Genomic DNA, 26,030 nt, shown 5'->3' on the forward strand with positions numbered 1-26,030 from the left:
AGTAAATCCTAATTGAGTTTTGCATTTATAAATTATATTTGAGCATAAACACCTGCATACTTTTATGCAGGAAGCAACAACGCCACAATCACAACTTATATGCACGAAACCATTATTCTTTGTGTTGCCCTTGTTTTAAGCGTATCCTTTTTGGTGCTCATAGCGCAAAAATTTAATGTGCCATACCCTATTTTCCTGGTACTGGCCGGCCTGCTTATCAGTTTTTTGCCTTTTGTGCCGATTATACACATCGACCCGAACCTGGTTTTCCTGGTTATATTACCGCCCATACTATTTGATGCCGCACAAACTATGTCACTAAAGGCACTGTGGCAATGGCGGCGTATTGTAACTGGTATGGCACTTGGCTTTGTGGTATTTACCACGCTGGTTGTGGCGGTGATATCTTATTGGTTGATACCTGGTTTTACAATAGCGCAGGGCCTATTATTGGGCGCTATTATATCGCCGCCCGATGCTGCTGCAGCAACATCCGTATTAAACAAGTTAAGGTTACCAAAGGGCATGAAGTCTATACTCGAGGGCGAAAGCTTACTTAACGATGCAAGCAGCTTAACTATTTACCGCTTTGCGCTAATGGCCATTATAAGCAACCACTTTGTATGGCACGAGGCCGCGCTTGGTTTTGTTGGCGTTGTTATATCAGGCATTGGCATAGGCCTGCTGCTTGGATTTTTGTTTTATACGGTGTTTAAATGGATGCCTACCTCATCAAACCTGGATATTGCATTTTCAATAGCGGCGCCATACTTAATATATATGTTGGCCGAGGAAATGCACTCATCCGGCGTCTTGGCCGTGGTGAGCGGGGGTGTATTCATTGCCTATAAAAACCACTTTGTATTCTCACACAAAAGTCGCTTAAAATCAGCAGCATTATGGACGTCAATGGTATTTGTACTTAACGCGGTGGTTTTCTTTTTAATAGGTTTACAATTGCCCGAAATAACCAAGGGCATTAAACGCGAGGAACTTTCATTTTCGCTAGAAGTGGCGCTTATTATTACATTGGCAGTGATCATTGCACGCATCATATCCGGGTTGTTTACCGCTGCATTTACGCGTTTTATGAGCCGCTATATTACTGTTGCGCAAAGCCGGCCGGGCTGGCGCAACCCGCTGGTAATAGGCTGGGTAGGCATGCGTGGTGTGGTATCGTTAGCGTCGGCATTGGCAATACCGTTGTTGTTGCCGGGCGGGCAGCCTTTTCCGCACCGCAACCTCATCTTATTTATAACATTTGTAGTGATCATCATAACCCTTGTTGGGCAAGGGCTTGCGCTGCCCTGGGTTATTCGCCGTTTAAGGCCGAGCGACCCATCTGACCGGAAAACGGATGATGAGCAGATATTTGATATAGAAGTTGAGTTGAATAAAGTTGCCTGCGACGAGCTTGAACACAATCACGCTAAAGAAATCGAAGACAATATACTGCTGCGCTATAAGCTGGAGTTTTATAAAAACAAGGTAGGCCTGCTTAAAGAGTTTATGGCAAACGCCGAGAGACAAAAAGAGGCACAAACCATTTTTGACCAGTTTAAAACCGTAATGGTAGAAGTTACCGAAGCCGAACGTTCAAAATTACATACCTATCGCCGCAACAACGATTACGATGATGATGTGATACGTATAATTGAAAACCGGCTTGACCTTGAAGAAGAACGCCTGCAGGAAGATGTAGAATAGCTAACCTACTTACCTGAAGTTTCGCCCTTTGTGAAATATTTCCTTTTGACCGTTTTGCGGAACGCTGCCAATATTATTGCCCGATGGGAAGGGATTAGTGGTTTCATCGGCACGGGCAAGGGTAAGCAATGGCAAATCGTCCGTTTTTACCTGTGTTAACCCGCGCAGCATTTTCGACAGGTCGAAACAACGGCTTGCAATAATGTGTACCACCTGTCCCTCGCGCTGCAGTTTCCCTTCAACCATCAGCAGGCGTGCCTGTAATATTTCACGTTTATACTTCTCGAATAGGTTTTGAAACACCACCAGGTTGGAGTAACCGGTTTCATCTTCAATAGTAATAAAGCAAACGCCTTTAGCGGTTCCGGGCCTTTGCCGTACCAGTACCAGGCCGGCCACCTTAACCGGTGTACCATCTGCTATGCCATCAAGTTCGCGGGTTGATAATACATGCAACATGCTCAATTGCTCACGAACAAAACTTACCGGGTGGGCTTTAAGCGACAAGGACGTTGTGGCATAATCTTCAACCACATGCTCTGATGCAGCCATAAGGGGTAAAGCTACCTGTGCTTCGGTAACACTTTCTGATGGTTGCCCTGCAAAAAGTGCAACGGGTGTATCACTCAAGGCGGCAACTTCCCAAAGTGCCTGCCGCCTGTCGAGCCCTATGGATCGGAATGCATCTGCATCTGCCAGCTTTTCGAGGGTAGTTTGCGCTATGCCTGCATCAAGCAGTTGTGTTATAGTTTGATATTTACCGTTGCGATTAGTTACCAGTAATTGCATTTCCTCCTCGCCAATGCCTTTTATCTGCCTGAAACCTAAACGAATGGCGCAGTATTCACACGTTTTTTCTTCAAGCGTATTGTCCCATTCGGAATGGTTGATATCTGCCGGGCGCACCTCTACCCCATGCTTTCGGGCATCAATCACAATTTGTGCGGGCTGATAAAAACCCATTGGCAAACTATTAAGTAATGCTGTTGCAAATACATCAGGGTAATAACATTTTAACCATGATGATACGTACACCAGAAGTGCAAAACTTGCTGCATGGCTTTCCGGAAAACCGTAACTGCCAAAGCCTTCCAACTGGCGGAAAACCCGGCTCGAAAACTCACGGTCGTACCCTTTTTTTACCATGCCGTTAATCAGCTTATCCCTAAACTCGCTTACCTGCCCCTTCGCCTTAAAAGTGGCCATACTACGGCGCAGTTGATCGGCTTCGGCATGTGTAAAGTCAGCAGCAACTATGGCTATTTCCATAGCCTGCTCCTGGAAAAGCGGCACACCTAACGTGCGTTCTAAAATATTTTTTAATTCGTCTGTAGGGTATATGATAGGATCGATACCATCACGCCTCCGCAAATAAGGATGCACCATATCCCCTTGTATGGGGCCGGGGCGTACAATGGCTACCTCGATAACCAGGTCATAAAACTTACTTGGTTTTAACCGGGGCAGCATGGACATTTGCGCACGGCTTTCGATCTGAAAAACACCGATGGTATCGGCATTGCAGATCATATCATACACTTTTGGGTCTTCAACTTTATTAATTTCGGCAAGGGTAAGATCAACATCGTAATGTTTTTTGGCCAGCTCAAAAGCCTTGCGGATGCAGGTAAGCATACCAAGCCCCAAAACGTCAACCTTTAAAAAGCCCAATGCCTCAATATCATCTTTATTCCACTCCACGCAGGTGCGGTTTTCCATACGCGCATTCATGATAGGGCAAAGATCTGACAGCTGACCCTGCGTTATCACAAACCCACCCGTATGCTGCCCCAACTGCCTCGGGAAGCCTACGAGTTGCCCCGTAAGTTCCATCACCTTACGTAAAACAGGGTCGTTGCGGTTAAGTCCTTTTTCTTCAAGCCCGTCACCGTTCATCCATTTCTCGTTGTAATCCCACACCCCTGCCGAAAGGCTGTTAATTATATCAACAGAAAGCCCCATCGCCTTACCCACATCACGGATGGCACCCTTGTGCCGCTCCTGGGTAACGGTGGCTACAATGGCCGAGCGATCGCGCCCATATTTTTCATAAATATACTGGATCACTTCCTCGCGGCGCTCGTGCTCAAAATCAACGTCGATATCAGGCGGTTCGTCGCGCGCGTCTGACATAAAGCGGGCAAACAACAAATTAAACTTTGAAGGATCGACCGATGTGATACCCAGGCAATAACATACAACCGAATTAGCCGCCGACCCCCTGCCCTGGCAAAGAATATTGCGGCTACGTGCAAAGCGCACATAATCGTGCACGGTTAAAAAATAAGAGGCATAGTTTTTCTTTTCGATAAAATTCAGCTCATAAATGATGGATGCCTTTACCTTTTCGGGGATACCTTCCGGGTAACGTTCTTTTGCACCCTCCCATGCCAGGTGGGTTATTTCCTGCTGCGGCGTGCGGCCATCGCTGGTAATTTCTTCGGGATAAACATATTTAAGGCTGTCGAGCGTAAAGTTACAGGCTGCCGCAATTTGCAGCGTATTTTCAATAGCGCCGGGATACTGGCTTAGTATGCGGTGCATTTCTGCCACGGGCTTAAGGTGCCGCTCGGCATTTTGATACAGCTTAAAACCTGCTGTATGGATGGTGCATTTTTCGCGAACGCAGGTTAGCACATCCTGCAACTGCCGTCGGGCGGCTTCATGGTAATAAACATCATTAGTAGCGGCAAGTGGAACATCTAATAAGTTTGATAGCTGCCAAAGGCGATGCATGCGTTTCCCATCATCGCCATGGTATGAGCGGCTTAGCGCTAAATAAACGTGGTTACCCAGTTTTTGCCGGTATTCTTTTAAATCGGTTTTAAACGATTCATCAAAATCAAACTGCTCATTTAGCGCAGCTGGCGGTATCACTATAAATTTTATCCCCTGGGCAAACTGGTAAACATCTGCTTTATACAAGTAGCATTCGCCCTTTTCGGCACGAAGATTACCCGTTGTTAGCAAACCCGACAGGCGGCTGTAAGCAGCGGTATCTGTAGGATAAGCCAGCAAGCTTGGGCCATCAAGCAAATCTAACCGGCAAGCGGAGATAAACTTTATTTTATTGTCATCGGCCTTATCAATGTTGCTCTTTTTTGCAACCCCATGCGCCCTTACAATACCGGCAAAGCTATTCCTGTCTGTTATGGCAATAGCTTTATAGCCATATTTAATAGCCTGCTCTACCAATTCCTCGGGGTGCGATGCACCCAGTAAAAAAGTAAAATTGCTGGTTACCTGTAGTTCTGCGTACTTCATAATCAGGCAAAAAATCCGTGTATAAACCATTGGTTGCCTTTAGTGCCTGCGTAATGCCCCGAGCGGAACAGCCAGTAACGGCAACCGTTTTCATCCTCTACATTATAATAGTCGCGGTGTTCGCCTTCATCAATCCACCACTCGCGCTCAATGCGTTCGGGGCCGTCGGCTTTTTTGATGGCGTGGCGCTTGCCTTTGTAAATAAAAAGCATAGGCGGATAATCTGGTATCGGGGCGCTCACTTCAACAGGCTCCGGGCGGGCAAGCAGCTGGGTAGGTCGCGGCCTGTCTGTACGCCAGTCGGTAGCCGGGTTTTCCTGTAATGATAATGCTTTTTTAATGGAGCGCTCGGGCCAGTAATGCTCGTTGGGCAGGTAGCGCAATATGCTCTCGGCACCTACTTTACCGGCAAGCCTGTCCAACAGTTCAATAACGCCCGCATCGTCCAGCCCAGACGTGGCTGCCCAAAGGGCATCCTGCTGCAAGGTAACCTCTTCAACTTTTAGTGCTTCCAACACAAAAAGCTCAATACCCAAAGCAGGAGCTATGCCGGCAATTTTAAGCTCGAACAATTTAAATAAATGGGGCACATTATAAGTAGCACGGTTGGTGCCTATTTGTACCTGTTGTACTTTACCATCAACCCGGTAACAGGTAAGCCGCGCCAGGTGCATGCCGTTACCTTCGCTTTGTAAACGTGTACACAGAGCCTCCAGTAGGCGGGTTATAGCTATCTCGATACCTGTTGCGGTACGGATGGGTTCCAGGCAGGGCAGCCTTTCGTAATATGGTGGGATGACATGCAATGGCGTAAGCACTTCATCAGCATAACCTAATGCCTGCCCTAATCTTAACAATAAACCTTCGCCAAAGCGGCGGCGCAGCACCGAACGGGGCATGTTTACAAAACTTTTTATTTGATGCAGGCCAAGTTTTTTGAGCCGCTGCAATACAGCATCATCCAGGCGTAAAGCAGCCGTCGGCAAAGCCATAAGCGCCTGTAAATGTCCCCCGGGCTCAATAATAGCCTTTACACGCCCAAAGCGTGCTATGGCAAAAGCAGCACCTGCGGTATCGGCCATGGCGGCACGTACATCATAGCCTTTGCTTTTAATGCGGGTTATAACTTCTTTTAAATATGCCCTTTCGCCACCCCAGATGTGGGCACAGCCGGTAATATCAAACACCAAACCATCGGGGTGCTCAATGGCAATAATGGGCGTATATTTTATGCACCATTCTCCAATACCTTTAAGCAACTTGGCATCACGGCCTTCCTTATCATCAAATACCTGCAAGCCGGGTACAACGGCTTTAGCATCGGCAACGGGCATACCTGCCGCAGCGCCCTCCGCTTCGGCTAGTTTATTAGCGGCGGTAATCATAATACGCCCCCTATCGGGCAATGTAAAAACAAAGGGTACTTCCTTAAGTTCGGGCCGGCGGATAGTAAGCCAGTCCGTTTTTAAATAACGGAACCATATGGATACAAAGCGCTTTTGCATAACTATACAACCTTAAGTATGCGTTGATGCTGTACAACTTGTTCAATTTCGGGCGTAATGGTAGTAAACCCGGCGTCGGCCCATTGCATTACCCATGCGCCAGGATTGCCATTGCGTACCTTTAACAGCTCCACATTCCAGCGGGGGAAACCTACGCCGGGCATGCCATCTTCCAATACACTGGGTTGCGGGGTAATTTGCCAGCGGGCCACACAGATATTTGCGGTAAGTTTGCGGGCATCGGTACGTAGTATGAACCCGGTAACCTTGCTTTGCTCAACGGCCAGTTGCAACCTGCGCGATTGCATAAAGTTCATGTCGGCAACCTCGGCAACCACCGCCGAAAGGGCATCGCACTTAAGGGCTTCTTCGGTAGCCCATAAAATATCGCGTTCGCGCTTTACATCAATAAATATTACTCTGTCGGGCTCGATGCCAAAACTTTTTAAAGCTGGCGGGAAAACCGTACGCGACATGCTGATCCATAAACATACACTTCCCTGCAGCATTAACTTACCTAATATACCTGCTATAAAACCGCCGAAAGCTGCCGAGTGTTCCTGCTCAAACCCTAAAAACTCATGGATAGCCCCTGTTGGAAAAACACCGTTTGGAAAAGCCTGTTCAACCGGCCCTAAACCCAAACCACCGGAATTATCGGGCGCGGGCGGTTTAAAGCCCTGCAAAAGCAAAATTTCCTTTTGCAGCTGGTTAATAATTTCCTTACGGGTGCTTTGCATGGTTTATTCTCCAATTAGTTTAAAGTAGGCGTGCGAAAAACAGGCACAAACAAACCCATGTATGCGGTTAAGTGTACTACCATATGCCTGCCTATTGCCGTACCAATTTCCTGGATGGCCAGCGTACTTAGCGGATTACTGTATGCCGAATCAAGATTCAGGACATCTTCGTTTTCGCGCAGGCGGCTGTCGCGGTCATACCACTTTCCATCTTCCAATTGCAGGGTAACAGTTACAAAGCCGCTGCCATCATGAAACTCAATGATGAACTGCGGTGAAAAAGGCCTGTCCCACTGCTCTGGCGACACCTCATCTACCTGGATACGTGTAATCCGCCGCCCCATTTTTACATCTATATAAAATTCATCCATAACAACTGATGGACAAATTTAATGCTAATATTTTTAGCATTTATATAAATGAAGATTTTATTTTTTTAACAATCTATAAAAGCGCTTTACAGCTATAGTGAAGAGCGATTATATCCATTCGATGGAACTGGGTAGCCCCGATGGGGCAAAGTACTTGGTAATAAATAGCTACAAAGCGATAGTCCCTACGGGACAAATAAATAGAAGAGCATATGCTTTTCTTAATGCTTTAAGGCATTTAAACTTTGTAGCATATCAATAAGATAATTCCTGCTCCATAGGTGCTACCTTTCTTAAATTTAAAATTAGCATAGTGGAAGATTGGGAAGCCGTGACGGGGGCAGATAGATAAAGTTTACAGGTGGTTATTCAATTTCCTAATACCCCGTAGGGCTCAAGCTTTGTAGCTATTCGGTAAGATAAATTTATGCGCCGTAGGTGCTACCCTTCTTTTATACCCACAAAAAAGGGAGCGATAAATATCGGCTCCCTTTGATTATGAAATATTGAAAATGCTTACTTCCAGCCGCCGCCTACCGATTGGTAAAGATTTACGGCACTTAAAAATATGTTACGTTTGGTTTGCGCCAACTCAAGCTCGGCATCAAGCACGCTGCGCTGGGCGGTAATAATTTCGAGATAATTGGCCCGGCCTACCAGATACAAGTCGTTAGCTACAGAAAGCGCTTTATTAAGCGACTCGAGCTCTTGCTGCTTGTAATCGTATGCCTTTTGATAATTTTCAATACCACCCAAATGGTTGCTCACTTCCTGGAAACCGTTAAGGATAGTTTTTTGATAACCGTAAAGTGCCACCTTGCTTTCGGCAATAGTGCGGTTAAGATCAGCCTTTAGGGCAGCACGGTTAAAAATGGGTGCCGTTAATCCACCCAAAATACCCCAGGTAAATGATCCCGGGTCAAATAGCAAACCAGCTTTAAAAGAGTTATAACCCACGTAAGGCGTAAGTGTGAGGGTGGGTAAAAAACTGGCGCGTGCTGCCTTGATATCGGCATTCATAGCAATTAGCTCATACTCCGCAGCCCTTATATCGGGTCTGTTCAACAGCATTTGTGATGGTACGCCGGCTTTTAGCACATCAGGCAGTTTTTCGATAATAATAGAAGTATCCCGTTTGATGTTACCGGTATAATTACCCAATAAAAAATTAAGCTGATTTTGCGTTTCTCGTATTTGCTGGCTCACGTTAAATTGTAAACCTTTGGTACGTTTAAGCTGTGCCTCAAACTGCTGCACAGCCAGTTCGGTAGCCCTGCCGCCCTCTTTCTGTATCTTAACAATCTCCAGCGCGCGGTTTTGCAAGCCAATGTTTTTCCTGAGGATGGCCATCTCGGCATCAAGCGCCATCAGCTGGTAATAATTACCTGCTATTTGAGATGTTAAGGTTGTTATTAAAAGTTTATACCCACTCTGGCTGGCCAGGAACCGCGCAAAGGCAGCCTTTTTACGGTTATTCAGTTTCCCCCAAAGGTCAACCTCCCATGAGCTCTGAAAGCCCAGAAAGTAGTTGGGAACCGGGTTGGGTATACGTTGATTGCCGTTGATGTTTGGCGATAAATTGGTGTCATAGTTACCTACGCCGTTTTGGGTAAAATCGCCATATTTTTCTACCCCACCGTTTGCGGCACCGCTTATCTGCGGCAGCAACCTTGAAGCATTTAGCCGCAGGTTGGCACGGGCAATTTCAACTCGCTGTAACGTGCTCAAAACATCGGGGTTAGCCCTTAATGCACTATCTATCAGGCTCACCAATTGCTGATCAGGAAAAAACTGCCTGATGGGTATGGTAGCTATTGTTGTGGTATCGGCTTTGCCTGCAAAAGTATCTGGCAGGTTTAGTTGTGCCTGTGTTACGGTGGCCTGGTAGTTTTTACACCCGGTTGCCAAAAGCACAAATACAATGGTAATTGGTATATAATTAATTGCTTTTTTAAGCATCATGATTCTGTTGATTAAACGAGCTCGGGCTCATGGGGTTGGGTAATCTGTGCGTCTTTCTTCTTAGCTTTTTTGCGCTCGGCAATACCTGCAAATATTACATACAGGCCGGGTATCAATATCAACCCGAATATGGTACCTAACAACATACCCCCTGCAGATGCAGTGCCGATAGAACGGTTACCCATAGCACCCGCCCCACTGGCTATACAAAGCGGTATTAAGCCTGCTATAAACGCAAGTGATGTCATCAAGATTGGGCGCAAGCGGGATACGGCACCTTCAATAGCTGCCTGCAATACGCTAAGCCCTTCCTTTTGCCTTTGGATAGCAAACTCCACTATCAAAATTGCATTTTTCCCCAGCAAACCAATAAGCATTACCAGCGCCACCTGTGCATAGATATTGTTTTCGAGCCCAGTAATTTTCAGGAAAAAGAAGGCACCAAAAATACCTGTAGGCAATGAAAGTATAACCGGCAGCGGCAGCAAAAAGCTCTCGTACTGCGCAGCCAGCAACAGGTACACAAACACCAAACAAATAGCAAAAATGTACAGGGCCTGGTCACCGGAAAGTACCTGCTCCCTTGTCATGCCAGACCACTCAAAGGCAAAACCCTTTGGCAGCGTTTCGGCAGCAACACGTTCAATGGCTTTCAGTGCGTCGCCGCTACTAAAGCCCGATGCGGCATCGCCGGTTATCATGGCCGATGTGTACATATTGTAGCGGGTTAGCTGCTCGGGCCCAAACACCTTGTTCATTTTAATGAATGTGGAAAACGGCACCATCTCGCCTTTGTTATTTTTAACGTGCAGGCTTAAAACATCCTCGGGCTTAGACCTGAACTCGGGCGAGGCTTGTACCATAACCTTATACATTTGCCCGAAACGAATAAAGTTTGAGGCATAGAAACTACCCATCAATGTTTGCAGCGTGGACATGGCTTTATCAATAGTAATACCTTTTTGCGCCGCCGCCTGCTGATCTACCTGGATCATGTATTGCGGAAAGTTGGGGTCGAAACTGGTAAAGGCACCAACAATTTCGGGCGAATCGTTCAGTGCATCAACAAACTTCTTGGTTACTTCGGCAGCCTTTTGCAAATCGCCACGGCCGCTGCGGTCAAGCAAACGGATCTCGAAACCGCTGGCATTACCAAAGCCCGGCACCGTTGGCGGCGGAAAGTATTGGATGGAGGCGTCGCCTATGTTACGGGTTTTCTTTTCCAGCGCATCAATCACATCTGTTAATGATTGTTCGCGCTCGTCCCAGGGCTTAAGGTTAATCATGGCCATACCATATGATGCACCCGCCACCTCGTTTACCAGGCTATAACCCGATAAGGTAGAAACCGACTCAATAGATTCGATATCCTTGGTTTTTTGCTCTACCTGTTTCAGCACATCTTCGGTACGCTCAACTGTTGCACCCGATGGCGTGGTTACGTTTACGTAGAGCATCCCCTGATCTTCCGTAGGAATAAAGCCGGTTGGTAGTATAGCATTAAAGCCCCACGTTAAGGCAAAGAAACCAATAAGCAAGGCGATAGTAACGAGTTTACGCGGCGACAGGTAGGTCATTAACGACGAATACTTGTTTTGCAGCGCATTGTAGCGTTTGTTAAAGCCATCAAAGAATTTGGATGCAAAGTTCTTTTTGGGATTAGGATCATGCTTTAGCATCAGGGCACATAGTGCCGGGGTAAGCGTTAATGCATTTACGCCGGATATAACGATGGAGATAGCCAGCGTTAACGAAAACTGCCTGTAAAACACACCTACCGGGCCGGACATAAAGGCCACAGGCACAAACACTGCCGACATTACCAGCGTAATGGCCACAATTGCGCCGCTTATTTCTTTCATGGCGCTTATGGTAGCATCCATAGCGCTCATGTGCTGCTCGCTCATTTTAACGTGCACGGCCTCTACCACCACAATAGCATTGTCTACCACAATACCAATGGCCAATACCAATGCAAACAGCGTAAGCAGGTTGATAGAGAAGCCCAGCATCTGCATAAAAAATAATGAACCGATGAGCGCCACCGGCACAGCAAGCGCGGGGATAAGCGTTGAGCGAAAATCCTGCAGAAAGATAAATACAACAATAAACACCAGGATAAACGCCTCTACCAGCGTACGCAAAACCTCATGAATGGACGCATCCAGGAATCGCGACACGTCATAATTCACATTATATTTCATGCCCGATGGAAAGGATGTTTCCTTAAGCTCAGCCATGCGGGTTTTGATGTTGTTGATAACATCGCGGGCGTTTGAGCCGGGGCGCTGTTTTATCATGATAGATGCAGAGGGCTTACCATCGGTATTTGAAACCATACTATAGGTAAGCGAGCCAAACTCTACATCGGCAATCTCTTTTAGTTTTAATACGGCTCCGCCTTCTTCGGCACGTATCACGATGTTCTCGTATTGACGGGGCTCAAAAAATTTACCGGGATAGCGCAATACATATTGCAGCATTTGAGGAGATTTATCTGAGCTTTGGCCGGTTTTACCCGGGGCCGCCTCAACATTTTGTGCACGGATGGCATCAATAACCTCATCTGTTGATACCTTGTAGGCCATCATACGGTCGGGTTTTAACCATACACGCATCGAGTATTCTTTGGCGCCCATGATCTCGGCACGGCCAACGCCATCAATACGTTTAAGCTCCTGTAAAACATTTATATCGGTAAAGTTATAGATGAATTTCTCATCCATATCTTTATCATCACTCATGATGTTGAGGTACATCAGCATACTGTTTACTTCCTTTTCGGTAGTAACACCAGCTTTGATAACCTCTTCGGGCATTTCATCAATAATGGTTGATACGCGGTTCTGTACGTTTACCGCGGCCTGATCAGGGTCGATACCCACATTAAAATAGATTTGAATAACGGTTAAGCCGTCGTTACTGCACACGGTTGACATGTAGGTCATGCCGGGTACGCCGTTTATAGCACGCTCGAGCGGCGTGGCAACGGCTTTAGCGCACACCTCTGCATTGGCACCCGTATAGTTTGCGGTTACGGTTACCGATGGCGGCACAATATCTGGGAACTGGGTTACGGGCAGTGTTAGTAAAGCCAGCACACCCAGCAAGGTAATTATAAGGGATATTACAAGCGACAGCACAGGCCGCTTTATGAAAGTTTCAAACATAGCAGTTCAATTCAGAATGTTGGATTGGTACGATTAAGGACATTCCCGGTTTACACCGGGGAGTTATGATAAAGGCAAAGCCTATTTCATTGCCACAAATTTTGGTTTGGTTACCACTTTTGGTTTGATAGCCATACCATCACGTACATTCTGAACGCCTTCATATAAGATCTTGTCGCCTGCTTTAAGGCCATCTTTAACCAGGTAAAAATGGGCCAAACGGGTAAGCGGCTCAAACGACTGCATTTGCAGCTTGTTGCCTGCACCTAAAACATACACATAGCTTTTATCCTGTATGTCAAACACCGACTGCTGTGGCACCATGATCACACTATCGGCACGGGTTGATATGTAAAGCTTACCTGTGGCACCATGCCTTAAAAGCTTTTGCGGGTTGGCAAACTTTGCCCTGAAGTTGATGGAACCAGTACTTTGCTCAATCTCACCCTCAACGGTTTCAATAGTGCCCTTTTCCGGGAACTCAATACCATCGGCCAGTACAAGCCTTACCTCATTACTGGTTTTATCCGGGTCGATTTTGCGGTTACGAACGTATTGCAGGTATTCGTTTTCAGGGAAGCTAAAATAAGCATACATCGAGCTGATGTCTGAAAGGTTGGTTAATAACGCACCCTCATCAATTAAGCTTCCGGATTTAAGGGGGATACGGTCTATTATACCATCGAACGGTGCGCGAACAGAAGTGTATGATAATTGATCTTTCGCGCTTTGTACCAAGCTGCGGGCTTCCTGAACGGTAGCCAAATCTGCAGCATACTTGGATTGAGCTACTTCAAGTTCAGACTTGGATATAACTTTTTTCTCCACCAGCATTTTTACCCTGCTCACTTCAAGCTCGGTTGCTTTAGCATCGGCCATGGCATTGCTCAAAGCTGCCTGCGCCTGCGTAAGCTTAACACGAAACTCCTGATCGTTTATTTTGAACAGCAGCTGGCCTTTGCTAACCTGCTTGCCTTCGTCAACATATATATGCTCTAAAAAACCGCGCACGCGGTTACGGATCTCGATGTTTTTGTGCGCCTGGATATCGGCTACGTAAGCTTTTTGTATAGTAGTGTCTCGCGATGTAAGTGAATATACCGGCAACTCCAGCATTTCTTCACCTTCCTTTTTATCTTTTGCTTTTGATGAACAACCTACAGCAGCCAAGGCTACAGCGCATGCCAGCAACAGGCTGTTTAATTTAAAATTTTTCATTTAATGATCTATGTGAAAATATCAGTTATGCGACACAGGTAGTGTGTTGTGCCAAACAATAATTAGTTTAAGCTATTGGCTTAAACGCAGATAGATCAAAGATCAGAAAGGACTGAGCCTGAAAAGGAAGTTATAGTAGGATGGCAAAAATGCCTTTGTAACATATTGGCCGGTAAATGCAGCTACATCTTTATGAAATACGCTGAACTCAAGTTTATCGGCATAAATGGCAGGTACATAATTATCAATAACGCGGGCAGTTACGTACCTGCTTTTTTGATGTATTTTGTTGTGCTTTTGCGATTTATCTGCCTCATCAACCGTTTCTTGGCTAAACAAGTCGAGCAGGGTGGCCGACCTTAAAGATGCAGTCGCAGTGGCTTGCTCACTTAGTAAAGCATTCTCGAAAGGATTAACCGCATGAAAGCATACGATAACGTTAATTATCCAAACAGACAAAATGATATGGAGCCACTTCTTTGCCATATTAACATGACAAAGATAAAAAATATGAAAATTGTTTTTTTAACCGCATAGAAATTTAGCAGAATTACAAATTTGCGACCCTTTGCGATACTCAAACCAAACGCTATTAAATTAAAGGCGGCTTAAATTTAAATAATGAAAAATATAAGTGTGTAAATAACACTTGTTCAGCCGCTTATAAGGGCGTTAAATTTGCTATCTATTAAAAAACGGCTATCCCCTTTTAAGAGATAGCCGCGTATTTAATTACGATATTGAATTAATTGCTGTAATACAATTGTTACTTACCCGGCATCAATACACCGTTAATGCCGTTTACTATGCCGTTCGCGCCTATGAGGTCAAATAAGGTGACCTGTGCAGTGCTGCCCGAGGCATTAGTAAGCTGTAGCTTGCTGCCCGCTAATGACAGCGTCAACGGCTGCCCATCAATAGTGGTTAGTGTTGCTTTTCCTTTGCCCGCGTTAAGTGCTTTAATAATATCGGCTTTGCCGTATTTGCCTGTCACCACATGGCCCTTAAGCACTGTTGCCAGTTTAGCCGGATCTTTTAACAATGCATCAAGCGTACCCGCAGGCAGGTTGCTGAAAGTAGCATTGTTTGGTGCGAATATGGTATATGGCCCGCCGGTTTTTAAAGTTGAATCGAGCTTGGCAGTTTTAACTGCTGCAAGCGCTGTGCTATAGTCCGGGTTGCTGGCCAACGCGCCAACAACATCGCTTGCGCCTTCGGTTGTTGTGGTAGTAGCCGGTGCTGCAGTTTTTGTAGTATCAGTAGTTTGAGCAAATACATGGCTTGCTGTAAACGTGGTGAACGCTAATGCTGCAGCCAAAAAAATGGATCTTTTCATGTTTCTCTCCTGTTTTTCTATTTATTAATTTTAGTTAATGAGTAGATGTTTCCAGCGATATAAATGATTTAGTTTCACAATTTACAACTTTACTTAAACGGAAAATGTTTCCAAAAAATATTACAAGCAGTAACTATAGATTAAAATTAGGTGTGATTAAAAGTAGTATATGGCAACATTATCAGCATTTTAGCTTACACCATTTTTAAAAGAAAAAAAACAGAATGCAGATATGGAAAACATGCAATCACTGCATCTTAAGAGAATGAAATCATTTTTAACCTGCATTTTGCTGATAACAAGTTTTTTGGCAATCGGGCAAACGAAAACAATCAGTGGTATTGCGATGGATACAACCTATGGGCGTATGAAAGTTAGGATAGTAAAAAATGACACCCTGGAAAAATTCTCGAAGGCTTTGTCATCGTCAATAGAACAAGCAGATACTATCCCACTGAATATCTTGAAACAGAAAATAGAAGTTTACAAATCGATACTGGATGATAAAGCATATCACACACTGACTGATTCAACGGGGAAATTCTCAATCGAGGCAAATATTAACGATTCGCTTACCTTTTCTTCGTTCAATCATAATCCTGCAAAGTACTCAGTTAAAGATCTTTTAAAAATGTCCAATATCTACATACGGCTTAAACCAATACCCTGCGAGCCGTATGTTCGCTGTAAGGATACTATTCCTAAAAACACTTATGCCTTTGTAGCCGAAAAGATTGAGGTAAAGCGTTTGAATAGGAATTACTGTGGAATCATGGTAATGTTTAATGGAGAATATAGCGCAAAGTATCGAATCGTCAAGAACATATATGGTAATTTTAAAAGCGACACCATCAATTTTACCGCTTATGATCATTACGGAAAACCGGCGTTTTCGAGGCACCGGTATGTGTTGTTATTCGTATCGCAGTATTGCAACAAACTGATACATAATCAATACCAATATTTCGAAGTGTATCCAACTGCCGACGGGCGCTGGGCTACCCCGGGTGATCCATATCGTTATGACAGCTATGTTAAGGAAAAAAGCATAAAGGCCCAGCCGGTTATGTTTGAGAACAAACTCCTATTTAGTATCAAAAAGGCACGGAAAAATTATTTAAGCAACTATGAGAAGCCCTACTATCAAATAATACACGGCGAAGCACGGCCCTTACTTGGCACCTATGCAGAAGATCTTTTTAAGATTAAGAAGCAAGGCGCCCTAAAGCGCCTTAATTTGAAATAATGGTAATTATTTGTTAGCGGGTAAACAGCGCTATGCCGCGGTTTTCTTGCGCGCGCTCGTTAGTTACTTTAGTACCTTTCTTTTTAAGGAAAAACACAGCTACCGACATAAAACAAACCATTATTACCAAAATACTGTAGGGGCGTAATTTCATAATATTTAAATTTAAAAAGGTTATAAATCAAATATAATACTCGTCTGTCAAATTCACGCTTGTTCAAGGTGTATTTTTGCAAATTCTAATAGTATTTTAATTTAGCCAATCACCGTTACAAAACCTTACCTAATGAAACTTGTCCGAGTGTTAATTGCCCTGTTTTTAGCCGGTTTAGTTATCTCCGGCATCCACCCGCACGATTACTTTACCTGGATACTGGAAGTGTTTCCTGCCATATTGGGATTTGCCGTTTTATTAGTCACCTACAACCGTTTCACTTTTACAAAACTTACCTACTGCTTTATACTTTTTCATTGCTATGTACTTTTCATAGGCGGCCACTACACCTACGCCGAAGTACCTGCCTTTAACTGGCTGCGCGATGCTTTGCACCAAAGCCGCAACAATTATGACAAGGTTGGGCATTTTACCCAAGGCTTTGTACCTGCCATGATAACTCGCGAACTATTGATACGGCTGCAGGTTGTCAGCAAAAGACCATGGTTGGCCTTCCTTACCGTTTGTGTGTGCGTAACCATCAGCGCGTTATACGAGTTTTTAGAATGGCTGGTATCTATCCTGTCCGGCGCATCGGGCGATTCTTTTTTAGGAACCCAGGGATATGTTTGGGATACTCAGTCGGACATGCTGTACGCCATGATTGGTGCCATAACAATGGTTACTTTATTTGCCCGTATGCAGGATAAAGCAATTGCAGGCATGGTTAAGAGCCGATAGTAACCTACTGTCCCAAGTCGCCTTTACCCCTCGTTAGTGTAAAAAATACACGCAACTTTACTTTGCTATGACAAGGCCGCATTTATTGATGCAACTTTTGTCATAACCATATCAGAATAGTAAATTTAGTTGACTAATATCGTCAACTCGGTTTACATTTGTAGTGTTATAATTACACAACATGGAACTGCAACACTTATCAGATAAAATTACACCAACCGTTGAGACAATGGCTGCTGCTGATAATATCTCACATCTACCAAATTCAAATACGAGCACCACGCACAAAAACGGAACTAAGCCCCAAATGCTGCAAACCGTTATTGATGTTTTGGGCGAAGGCCTTAAACAAAACTTTTTGGGTGCCGATATCAACATGGAGTTTTTAACGCTTAGCATCCGCAGCTATGCCAGCACTACTTTAAAAGCAGTACAACAGGCCGCCAAGCCGCTATCAGGCAAATTCCATATCAATCATAACAACCGTCATCAACAACTAAACCAATCGCCCTGCTAATTTTTCACATCGATGAAAACTCATTACCAAACATTCTTAAAAAAGAGCTTTTTAACCCTCGTTTTACTTTCTATAACCCTTGTTGCCGCTTTTGCACAAACCACTATTAAAGGTGTAGTAACCGATGCCAAGCGTAAAGATGCCATGCCTTATGTTACCGTACAATTTAACGGCACAAGCCAAGGCGTTAGCACCAACATGCAAGGACAGTATACGCTTACCAACACCGGCAATAACAAACAGATCAAAGTTTCGTTCATTGGATACCGCACCGTTGTAAAAGATATCGACCCAACTAAAGACCAGGTTATAAACATTGCCTTGGTTGAAGAGAATCACGCCCTTAGCGAGGTTGTTGTGCGATCGGCCAAGAAGAAAAAGTACAGTAATAAAAACAACCCTGCTGTTGAACTGATACGCCAGGTTATTGCCCATAAAAAACAAAATCAGCTCGAAAACTACAGTTATGCCGAGTACAACCAGTACGAGCGTATGAACTTTGCTTTAAGTAACCTGAGCGATAAATTTAAAAACAAACGTATTTTTAAAAATTACCAGTTCCTGTTCCGCGAGCAGGATTCTACCGCTATTGGTGGTAAAACCTTACTGCCTTTATACCTGGAGGAAAAGCTATCAAACAATTATTATCGCCAAAACCCCTACGCCAAAAAGCAGATAATTGAAGCTAACAAACAAGTTAAATACGATGAAAATTTTGTTGATAACCAGGGCCTTACAGCGTATTTCAACCGCATGTACCAAGATATCAACATTTATGATAATAACGTATCGCTGCTTAGTAATCAGTTACTCAGCCCAATATCAAATAGCTCGCCAGATTTTTATAAGTTTTTTATCACAGATACGCTTAAGGATCAGTCGCCACAGCTTATTGAGTTAAGCTTTACGCCACGTAATACCAATAACTTATTGTTTGAGGGTAAGATATACGTTACCATGGATGGTAATTATGCGGTACAAAACGCATTATTGACTGTGAACAAGAACATCAACCTTAACTTTGTAAGGCAGATGCAGGCAAATCTTTCTTTCGAGAAAAACGCCGATGGACGCTATCACCTAAGCCAAAGTGATTTGAAAATTGAGTTTGGTATCAACAAAAATAAAGGCGGCGGTATATTTGGAGAGCGACTGGTAACCATTACCAATTTCCAGATCAATAAACCGCGCGATAACAAAACTTATGCAGGCCCTTCGCAAGTTATCGCCGAGAATGCCGATAGTAAAGACGATACGTACTGGACCATGAGCCGCCCCGATACATTGGATAAAGCATCAGCAGATGTGTACAAAAATATTGATAGCCTGCAAACCATACCATCGTTTAAACGCACCATGGATATTGCAACCCTTGTGCTGGCCGGTTATAAAAACTTTGGCTGGTTTGAAATGGGCCCTGCAAATACGTTTTACAGCTTTAACCCGGTTGAAGGTTTCCGCCCGCGTATTGGTGGCCGTACCACTCCGCAACTAAGCAAACGCTACTACTTTGAAACTTACGGTGCATATGGTACCCGCGACCAAAAATTTAAATATTTTTTAAGCAGCACCTATTCGCTCAACAATAAATCTATTTACTCTTTCCCGCAAGAGTATGTGAGGGCAAGTTTCCAGCACGATACCAAAATACCGGGCCAGGAATTACAGTTTGTGCAGGAAAGCAACTTCCTGTTATCATTTAAACGTGGTAATAATGATACCTGGTTGTATAATGATATCTTCAGGTTGGATTACGTTCACGAATATTTAAACCATTTCTCATACCAGGTAGGTTTAAAAAAATGGAACCAAAGCGCAGCGGGCAGCCTGCAGTTCCAAAACCTGTTGCCAAACGGCCAGCTTAATAATGTGAACCTTATTCACACTACCGAACTATCGGGCCAGTTGCGCTACGCACCTCACGAGAAATTTTACCAGGGTAAACTTTACCGCACACCAATACCTGACAAATACCCAATTTTTACGTTGAGCTACAACATGGGTATTAAAGACTTTTTGGGTGGCGATTACAACTATCAAAATATCACGGCCAACATAACCAAGCGCTTTTACCTTTCGCAATTGGGCTTTACAGATGTAAGTACCGAGGGTGGCTACCTTTTTGGTAAAGTGCCGTTCCCGCTGTTGGATATTCACCATGCCAACCAAACATATGCTTTCCAGCTGTACTCATATAACCTCATGAACTTTCAGGAGTTTGTGAGCGACCATTATGCCAGCATCATGGTTGACCATAACTTTAACGGCTTTATATTTAACCGCATACCGTTGTTAAAAAAATTGAAGCTACGCGAGATAATTGACGTAAAAGCACTTTGGGGTGGTGTACGCAGCGAAAACAATCCGAATAACGACCCTAACCTGCTGCGCTTCCCGGGTACAAACGGATTGGCCAATAACGGTACCGCAACTTATGCACTTGGCTCGAAACCTTATGTAGAGGGCAGCGTGGGCGTTGGTAATATATTCAAACTTCTGCGGGTAGACTTTGTTAAACGTTTTACATATCTTGAAAACGCCGGTGCCCCCGAATATGGTGTTAGAGTATTTGTTAAGTTCGACTTTTAATTACATTCATAAACCAAGTTGACCGGAATAGTGTTATATAGTTGAAAGAGGAAATCATGGCGCAACACAGTTTACTTACCGAGGACACCAAAAGGGTTGCCCCTAAGCTTATTTACCTGCTTAAGCGCCTTATTGACGAGTGGGGAGGCAAAAAGCTTTGCCGTATTAATCAGCCGGGTTTTAACAGTGCGCATATGCCCCTGTTTATGAGTATCGGTACAACAGGCATATCAAACAATGAGCTTGCCGCCAAACTGAGCATAACAAAGCAGGCCGCCAGCAAGATTGTAAAGGAGCTTGAAGCCATAAATATGGTTAAAAGCGAAAAAAGCCCCGATGATGCACGTGTTGTGATGCTGCGCTTTACACCAGAGGGCGAAAAGTTTTATTTTAATCTGAAGAGCCAGGTAAGCCAGCTGGAAGTATTGTATAAGAAGGAAGTTGGCGCAAAAAACTACGAAATAGCAATTGACGTTATGGTAAAGTTGATTGAGTTTCATGAAGCACATAACTGTACCGAATAATATTTTTAATCACATAATACTTAAACGGCCTGCAATAATATGCGGGCCGTTTTGCTTTATAATGATTTGGAAGGGCAAGTATTTATTTAAAATATATTACCATAATAATATATTTGTGCACCCCCCTACTAAAATATGAGTAAAAAGCTTTTAACGCTTGTTTATTGGCTTGCTGTTTTTTGCATCTTTCAATCAACGCAATCCATTGCCCGCCAAAACGTTGCTCACAAGACCAACGTACTCCAATCAAGTGCTTCTTTTGAACTTATTAAGAACTTATTAGAAAATGATCAAGGTCATATTTGCCATAAGTACAATACTTTTTTTAAATCGGTAAGAATTGGCGTCGACATCATCAGTACTTACAGCCAACTAAACATACTTTCTAAAGACCGTAGCCCCAAATCTCAGCTTAAGGGAACATCACTGATAGACCTATATGGAGATGTGACCAATAACCCTTTAAGGTTGACACGACATTGCAGGTTTGCATTCACCTATCAATTTTTGAGTAGTCCTTGCTTTTTGAAGCTTACCCAGCAACTCTCTTTTGGCTTATTTACAATTCCAAATATTCGTATCCCTGTTAACGGAGTTGATAACGCCGACAATAAGCATACATTCAACTCAAAGGTAATTCTGGCCCGCACTGCCGGCTAATGAGTGGATAAATTTCAGCTGAAGTTAAAGCCGAAGCTGCCGTACGCTTTTCTGAACCAAACCCCTACCCGCTCAATTCTAAAATTGCCTTATGCCGCTAATCACCAGGTTTATCTACCCTTTAAGTTTAAGGGCCAGGATAAGCTATAAACTATATCGCTTCTTTAACAATTTAAACGACAAGAACGTTCGCCTGCAGTTTGCCAATCATATTAAGCTTGATGTATCCAAGACAGATTTTGGACACAAGTCTATCATATTCAACGGTTTTTACGAGCTTAAGCTAACACGCCAATTGGTTGAGCATGCAAAAAAAGGTGGCGTTATGGTTGATGTGGGTGCAAACTATGGCTACTACACTTGCCTGTGGGCCGCCCAAAATCCAAACAATAAAGTAATAGCCTTTGAAGCTTCGCCGCCAAACGTTGCGCCGCTAATAAACAATATTACCAAGAACGGCCTTAATAGCCAGGTAACCGTTTTGCCAATGGCTGCAGGGAAAGAAAAAGGCGAAATGAAGTTTAGCCTTGGCGGCCATGCCGACCAAACAGGTTGGGGCGGTTTTACCATTATGGATGATGACGGGGCTGTTGTTGTGCCCGTAGATACGCTTGATGCTTACGCCGAAAAATATAATATGGATAAGATAGACTTGTTAAAAATAGATACCGAAGGTGCCGACACGTGGGTACTTTACGGTGCCGAGCGCCTGCTGCGCGAAAAACGCATAGCACATATTTATTATGAGCATAACGTTAGCCGCATGCAGCTGTTAAATATAGGCGAGGACGATTCCATTAATTTTTTACATGATTGCGATTATACAGTGGTACGTCAATCAGCAAATGATTATTATGCTTATCCTAATAAATAACAAAGCCCCCTGCTGTTAAGCGTGGGGGCTTTTACATATACAACTCCTAACTAATCGTAAAATTCAGGCTCAATGGCAATGCCCATGAGATACTCAAGGTGCTTGTCAAAAAGTTTCTTCCACCAAAATTGGTACTCGCGGGGATACACTACCCTATCGGTGTAATCGCGTTTACATAAATTTTCAATCGCCAGTAACTTGTACATTACTTTGCGGGAATGATCTACAACCGCATGCGAGCGCTCGGTATAACCAAGCATCGCATTAATCTCTCTGTTTGTTTTTCCTACCAAAATGTAGCGAAAAATGTCGATGTGAAGTGTTGAAAATCCCTTGGTTTTCAAATTCGGCCTGGTCGCCGGCACTGCTCCGTTAGCGTAATTTTTCATAGTGTTGGTTATTCTAATTTCAAAACGGTAAACTCTGTTCTCCTATTTAATTGTCTGCCTTCCGGGTTATCCTTACCATTTGGAAGCGTATTTGGTGCAATTGGCTTACGCTCGCCGTAGCCTTTTGCGTAGATGCGTGTTTCACTAATGCCCATTGATATGATGTAGTCTACACAAGCCTGGGCGCGTTTGTATGATAAATTCATGTTGTAGCTGTCGCTGCCTTTGGAGTCGGTATGTGATGCCAGCTCAACTTTAATTTTAGGGTTATCGTTAAGCAGTGTAACCAGGCCGTCCAACACCTTTTTTGATTCCGGGCGAAGCGTTGCCTTGTCATAATCATAAAGCACATTATTAATCACTATTGGCTTGTTAACCTGGAAAGCCTGCAGGCATATTTCGGCATTAAACAAGGTATCATCAACCATCCTACCGCTGGCAGGCACAGGCAGCACCTTGGTGAAGTAGCCTGCTTTTTCCACTGTTATACTATGCGGGCGACTGGTTGTAACTGCAAAATTGTATTTGCCATTGATACCGGTGGTAACTGCTTTGATAGTTTGCTTAGTTAGCGAGTCAACAAAAGTTACTTTGGCACCTGCAAGCGGCTTGCGTGTTTCGCAATCGGTTATAATTCCTGCAAGGGTGTGTCTTTTATCAACCACCTCGAAAAGGTTAAGGCAGCAGTCAGATTCACGATCCGAACTGATGTAGAATTTGTTGGCGTCCTTGGTATCAGGCATGTAATACAAGTCGTCCTTGGCGCTGTTCATTGGGTATCCCATGTTTTTGGCCATACTCCATTTTTGCCCATCATACTCGCTCTCAAAATAATCGAAACCACCCAGGCCCAAAAATCCTTTACTGCTAAATATCAAGCGCTTGTTGGCGGCATCGTAATATGGTGCCTGCTCATTAGCTGCTGTGTTTATGTTTTTGCCAAGGTTAGTGGAGTTAACAGGTTCGCCATCGGCGCCTAAGTCGCTTACCCAAATGTCATTACCACCCTGGCCTCCCGGTTTGGTCGATGAAAAGTAGAGCTGCTTACCATCGGCTGTTACAAATGGCTGTATAGAGTTTGCGCCCTCGGCATTCACGTTGGAGTTTAGCCTTTTAGGTGCTGTCCAGGCGTCGTTCTTGTAATCGCTCGAGTAAATTGCATGCACTACGCGAGCGCCAAATTTATACCAGCGGGTGAAATACATGCGCTGCCCGTCGGGTGTTAACGATGGCGTGCCGTATTCAAGTTCCTTGATTTTGTCATCACCCGGAAACTTAATAATCTGCGGATCGCCATTTCTGGTATTAGCAATCTGGTAAACCCTGTTCAGGTGTTTTTTGTCGTCCTTAATAAAGCGCGATGAAGTAAAATAAGTTAACCCGTCGCGCTGCATCATGGCATAGTCGGATCCATCCGAGTTCCACAGTCCTTTACGCTTGGTAACTTCTATTAACTGCGGATACTTAAGTTGCTCTTTGGCAAACTTACAGGTGTTTATTTCTTTTTCTGCAAGTGCTTTATACTCGCCGTTGTAACCGGCCTTAAATTGCTCCAGTTGTTTTATAGCTTCATCAAAACGCTGATTAGCCCTCAGGCATACGCCATACCACAGGCGGGCAAGCGGGTATTTGCCTTCGTTATTACCGGTTATTACTTTGTAATACCAGGGCTCGGCCTCAATATAATTCTCATAGCCGCGGTAAGCTTCGCCAAGATTATATGATATATAAGCCTGATCCTCGGGCTTAACCTTAGTATTTTTTTTGCCGGTAGCCGTATATGGCACAGCTTGCTGGGTTGTAAGGCTTAAACCCTCGGCAGCTTTGCGATAGTAAAATGCGGCCTCATAGTAGTCTTTATTTTTCAAAGCCTTGTCGCCAAGTCCGCGCGGATCGTCTTTGCTGTATTGGGCAAACGCCCCTTTCAGCGTTAGCAGCAATATTATGGTGAATGAAAATCTTTTCCTCATGTTGATCGGGTTATTAGGTTATATCCTCAAGGTTGCTATTATAGCCTTGGGCAAATGGGCTCGGGTTCCTGTACCCGTTTGCGAAACACATAGCTTATCGACAGCTCGATACCGCCATTGCCTGATGTAGCCCTACGTAACGATGATGTGTTAAAATCGTAGCTGGCACCTACTATAAGGCTATTGATGTGGTAGCCAACATTTGCAATAGCTGCATCTTTAAAGCGATACATGCCACCCAGTATAAGCCCCCGTTCATTATCAATCTTCAGTTCCGAATAGCCGCCTATCGCCTTCTCCTCCACCCTTTGCTGTTTCATAAAGATGGCGTGTGGTATCACGTCCACAAAGTCCGACGCCTTGATGCGCAAACCGGCATGCGCTGTGTAGCGCATAGGTAGCTTAATACCCGAGCCGTCAACGGCAAAAGGATCTTTTGACCGCGCAAGGTGCGATACGCTGAAACCACCAAAGAAATTTGCACCTTTCAACGGGTCGCCATCGTAATAAAATACACCTGCACCCGCATCAAAAATGGTTGCGTTGGTATTCAGGAAATTTTCATTGGGCGACATCGTTGGGTCAAAACCGCTTGCAGGGTTAAACTGGCTGCCGAATTGCGCACGGCTTGGGTCGAATCCACGGTTAATTACACCCGCCGTTACACCAAAACTCACTTTTTTATAACCATCGTTTGATACCGCTATAGCATAGCCAAATGAGCCGTATGCCGCAAAATAGTTGTACCCAACATCACCGGCAGCTTGATTGATTACATTAAAACCAACGCCCACTTTATCACTCGGGCGATAGTCGAGCGATAAAGCGCCTGTTTGGTAGGCGTTGTTAATGGTTGCATACTGGTTTTTAAAGTTTGCATTTACACGCATTTCCCCGTTAAAAACACCGGTTAGTGCCGGGTTTAGATACATGGGGTATGCATAGTATTGCGAAAAATGCGGATCTATCTGGGCAAACAGCCTGTTTGCTGCTCCAAACTGGAGCAGCAGGGCTATTATAATTGTGAGTGATTTTTTCATGTGAACAGATTTTATAGGTGCGATGTATGAGTTGTTAGTGTTCATGGTCTGTC

21 protein-coding genes are annotated in these 26,030 nt (G+C 44.3%); 8 read left to right on the plus strand and 13 right to left on the minus strand.

All coding sequences use genetic code 11. The features are described 5' to 3' along the window. Nucleotides 1-99 precede the first annotated feature (99 nt). Nucleotides 100-1,707, plus strand: coding sequence for a Na+/H+ antiporter (locus FPZ43_RS17250; RefSeq protein WP_146383185.1), 1,608 nt, complete (start codon nucleotides 100-102; stop codon nucleotides 1,705-1,707). A gap of 9 nt (nucleotides 1,708-1,716) precedes the next feature. On the opposite strand, the gene FPZ43_RS17255 is transcribed toward FPZ43_RS17250, so the two are convergent. The 9 genes from FPZ43_RS17255 to FPZ43_RS17295 form a co-directional block, all read right to left on the minus strand. After that, nucleotides 1,717-4,971 (minus strand): error-prone DNA polymerase, encoded by a 3,255-nt coding sequence (locus FPZ43_RS17255; protein WP_146383186.1) that lies wholly within the window; start codon nucleotides 4,969-4,971, stop codon nucleotides 1,717-1,719. A gap of 2 nt (nucleotides 4,972-4,973) precedes the next feature. Then, nucleotides 4,974-6,476 (minus strand): Y-family DNA polymerase, encoded by a 1,503-nt coding sequence (locus FPZ43_RS17260; RefSeq protein WP_146383187.1) that lies wholly within the window; start codon nucleotides 6,474-6,476, stop codon nucleotides 4,974-4,976. A gap of 2 nt (nucleotides 6,477-6,478) precedes the next feature. Further along, a complete protein-coding gene (locus tag FPZ43_RS17265) occupies nucleotides 6,479-7,216 on the minus strand; it encodes an ImuA family protein (RefSeq protein ID WP_146383188.1) in 738 nt (245 codons plus the stop codon). 14 nt (nucleotides 7,217-7,230) lie between these two features. Beyond that, nucleotides 7,231-7,587, minus strand: a complete 357-nt coding sequence (locus FPZ43_RS17270) for a hypothetical protein (RefSeq protein WP_146383189.1) — start codon at nucleotides 7,585-7,587, stop codon at nucleotides 7,231-7,233. A 516-nt stretch (nucleotides 7,588-8,103) separates the two neighbouring features. Beyond that, entirely contained in the window at nucleotides 8,104-9,549 is a 1,446-nt protein-coding gene (locus FPZ43_RS17275) for a TolC family protein (RefSeq protein ID WP_222430997.1), read from the minus strand. 11 nt (nucleotides 9,550-9,560) lie between these two features. Further along, the gene (locus FPZ43_RS17280) at nucleotides 9,561-12,719 is read right to left on the minus strand and encodes an efflux RND transporter permease subunit (RefSeq protein WP_146383190.1); all 3,159 of its coding nucleotides are present in this window, start codon (nucleotides 12,717-12,719) and stop codon (nucleotides 9,561-9,563) included. An 81-nt stretch (nucleotides 12,720-12,800) separates the two neighbouring features. Next, nucleotides 12,801-13,937 (minus strand): efflux RND transporter periplasmic adaptor subunit, encoded by a 1,137-nt coding sequence (locus FPZ43_RS17285; RefSeq protein ID WP_146383191.1) that lies wholly within the window; start codon nucleotides 13,935-13,937, stop codon nucleotides 12,801-12,803. Between the two features lie 102 nt (nucleotides 13,938-14,039). Further along, nucleotides 14,040-14,423: a hypothetical protein gene (locus FPZ43_RS17290; protein ID WP_146383192.1), complete on the minus strand. Its 384-nt coding sequence runs from the start codon at nucleotides 14,421-14,423 to the stop codon at nucleotides 14,040-14,042. A 280-nt stretch (nucleotides 14,424-14,703) separates the two neighbouring features. Further along, nucleotides 14,704-15,273: a fasciclin domain-containing protein gene (locus FPZ43_RS17295; protein ID WP_146383193.1), complete on the minus strand. Its 570-nt coding sequence runs from the start codon at nucleotides 15,271-15,273 to the stop codon at nucleotides 14,704-14,706. 265 nt (nucleotides 15,274-15,538) lie between these two features. Here FPZ43_RS17295 and FPZ43_RS17300 point away from each other — a divergent pair, with 265 nt between their 5' ends. Beyond that, the gene (locus FPZ43_RS17300; protein ID WP_146383194.1) at nucleotides 15,539-16,519 is read left to right on the plus strand and encodes a hypothetical protein; all 981 of its coding nucleotides are present in this window, start codon (nucleotides 15,539-15,541) and stop codon (nucleotides 16,517-16,519) included. Between the two features lie 13 nt (nucleotides 16,520-16,532). Here the strand turns inward: FPZ43_RS17300 and FPZ43_RS19360 are convergent, their stop codons facing one another. After that, nucleotides 16,533-16,673, minus strand: coding sequence for a hypothetical protein (locus tag FPZ43_RS19360; protein WP_186461881.1), 141 nt, complete (start codon nucleotides 16,671-16,673; stop codon nucleotides 16,533-16,535). A gap of 132 nt (nucleotides 16,674-16,805) precedes the next feature. Here FPZ43_RS19360 and FPZ43_RS17305 point away from each other — a divergent pair, with 132 nt between their 5' ends. The 6 genes from FPZ43_RS17305 (at nucleotide 16,806) to FPZ43_RS17330 (ending at nucleotide 22,578) form a co-directional block, all read left to right on the plus strand. Next, nucleotides 16,806-17,414 (plus strand): DUF2238 domain-containing protein, encoded by a 609-nt coding sequence (locus FPZ43_RS17305; RefSeq protein WP_146383195.1) that lies wholly within the window; start codon nucleotides 16,806-16,808, stop codon nucleotides 17,412-17,414. A 181-nt stretch (nucleotides 17,415-17,595) separates the two neighbouring features. Continuing rightward, nucleotides 17,596-17,931 (plus strand): hypothetical protein, encoded by a 336-nt coding sequence (locus tag FPZ43_RS17310; RefSeq protein WP_146383196.1) that lies wholly within the window; start codon nucleotides 17,596-17,598, stop codon nucleotides 17,929-17,931. 12 nt (nucleotides 17,932-17,943) lie between these two features. Beyond that, entirely contained in the window at nucleotides 17,944-20,520 is a 2,577-nt protein-coding gene (locus FPZ43_RS17315; RefSeq protein ID WP_146383197.1) for a DUF5686 and carboxypeptidase-like regulatory domain-containing protein, read from the plus strand. A 56-nt stretch (nucleotides 20,521-20,576) separates the two neighbouring features. Further along, nucleotides 20,577-21,044: a MarR family winged helix-turn-helix transcriptional regulator gene (locus FPZ43_RS17320; RefSeq protein ID WP_146383198.1), complete on the plus strand. Its 468-nt coding sequence runs from the start codon at nucleotides 20,577-20,579 to the stop codon at nucleotides 21,042-21,044. A 135-nt stretch (nucleotides 21,045-21,179) separates the two neighbouring features. Further along, nucleotides 21,180-21,704 carry a hypothetical protein gene (locus FPZ43_RS17325; protein WP_146383199.1) on the plus strand — a complete coding sequence of 175 codons (525 nt, stop codon included), beginning with the start codon at nucleotides 21,180-21,182 and terminating at the stop codon, nucleotides 21,702-21,704. A gap of 91 nt (nucleotides 21,705-21,795) precedes the next feature. After that, a complete protein-coding gene (locus FPZ43_RS17330; RefSeq protein ID WP_146383200.1) occupies nucleotides 21,796-22,578 on the plus strand; it encodes an FkbM family methyltransferase in 783 nt (260 codons plus the stop codon). A 50-nt stretch (nucleotides 22,579-22,628) separates the two neighbouring features. On the opposite strand, the gene FPZ43_RS17335 is transcribed toward FPZ43_RS17330, so the two are convergent. From FPZ43_RS17335 to FPZ43_RS17345, 3 genes are read right to left on the minus strand one after another with little or no spacing between them, the layout of a single operon-like run. Continuing rightward, complete coding sequence (locus FPZ43_RS17335) at nucleotides 22,629-22,967, minus strand: helix-turn-helix domain-containing protein (RefSeq protein WP_146383201.1); 339 nt, start codon at nucleotides 22,965-22,967, stop codon at nucleotides 22,629-22,631. A gap of 8 nt (nucleotides 22,968-22,975) precedes the next feature. Continuing rightward, entirely contained in the window at nucleotides 22,976-24,937 is a 1,962-nt protein-coding gene (locus tag FPZ43_RS17340) for an OmpA family protein (protein WP_146383202.1), read from the minus strand. A 38-nt stretch (nucleotides 24,938-24,975) separates the two neighbouring features. Further along, nucleotides 24,976-26,022, minus strand: coding sequence for a PorP/SprF family type IX secretion system membrane protein (locus FPZ43_RS17345; protein WP_146383203.1), 1,047 nt, complete (start codon nucleotides 26,020-26,022; stop codon nucleotides 24,976-24,978). Between the last annotated feature and the right edge of the window lie 8 nt (nucleotides 26,023-26,030).

It is taken from the genome of Mucilaginibacter pallidiroseus (genome assembly GCF_007846085.1).
GTDB lineage: Bacteria > Bacteroidota > Bacteroidia > Sphingobacteriales > Sphingobacteriaceae > Mucilaginibacter > Mucilaginibacter pallidiroseus.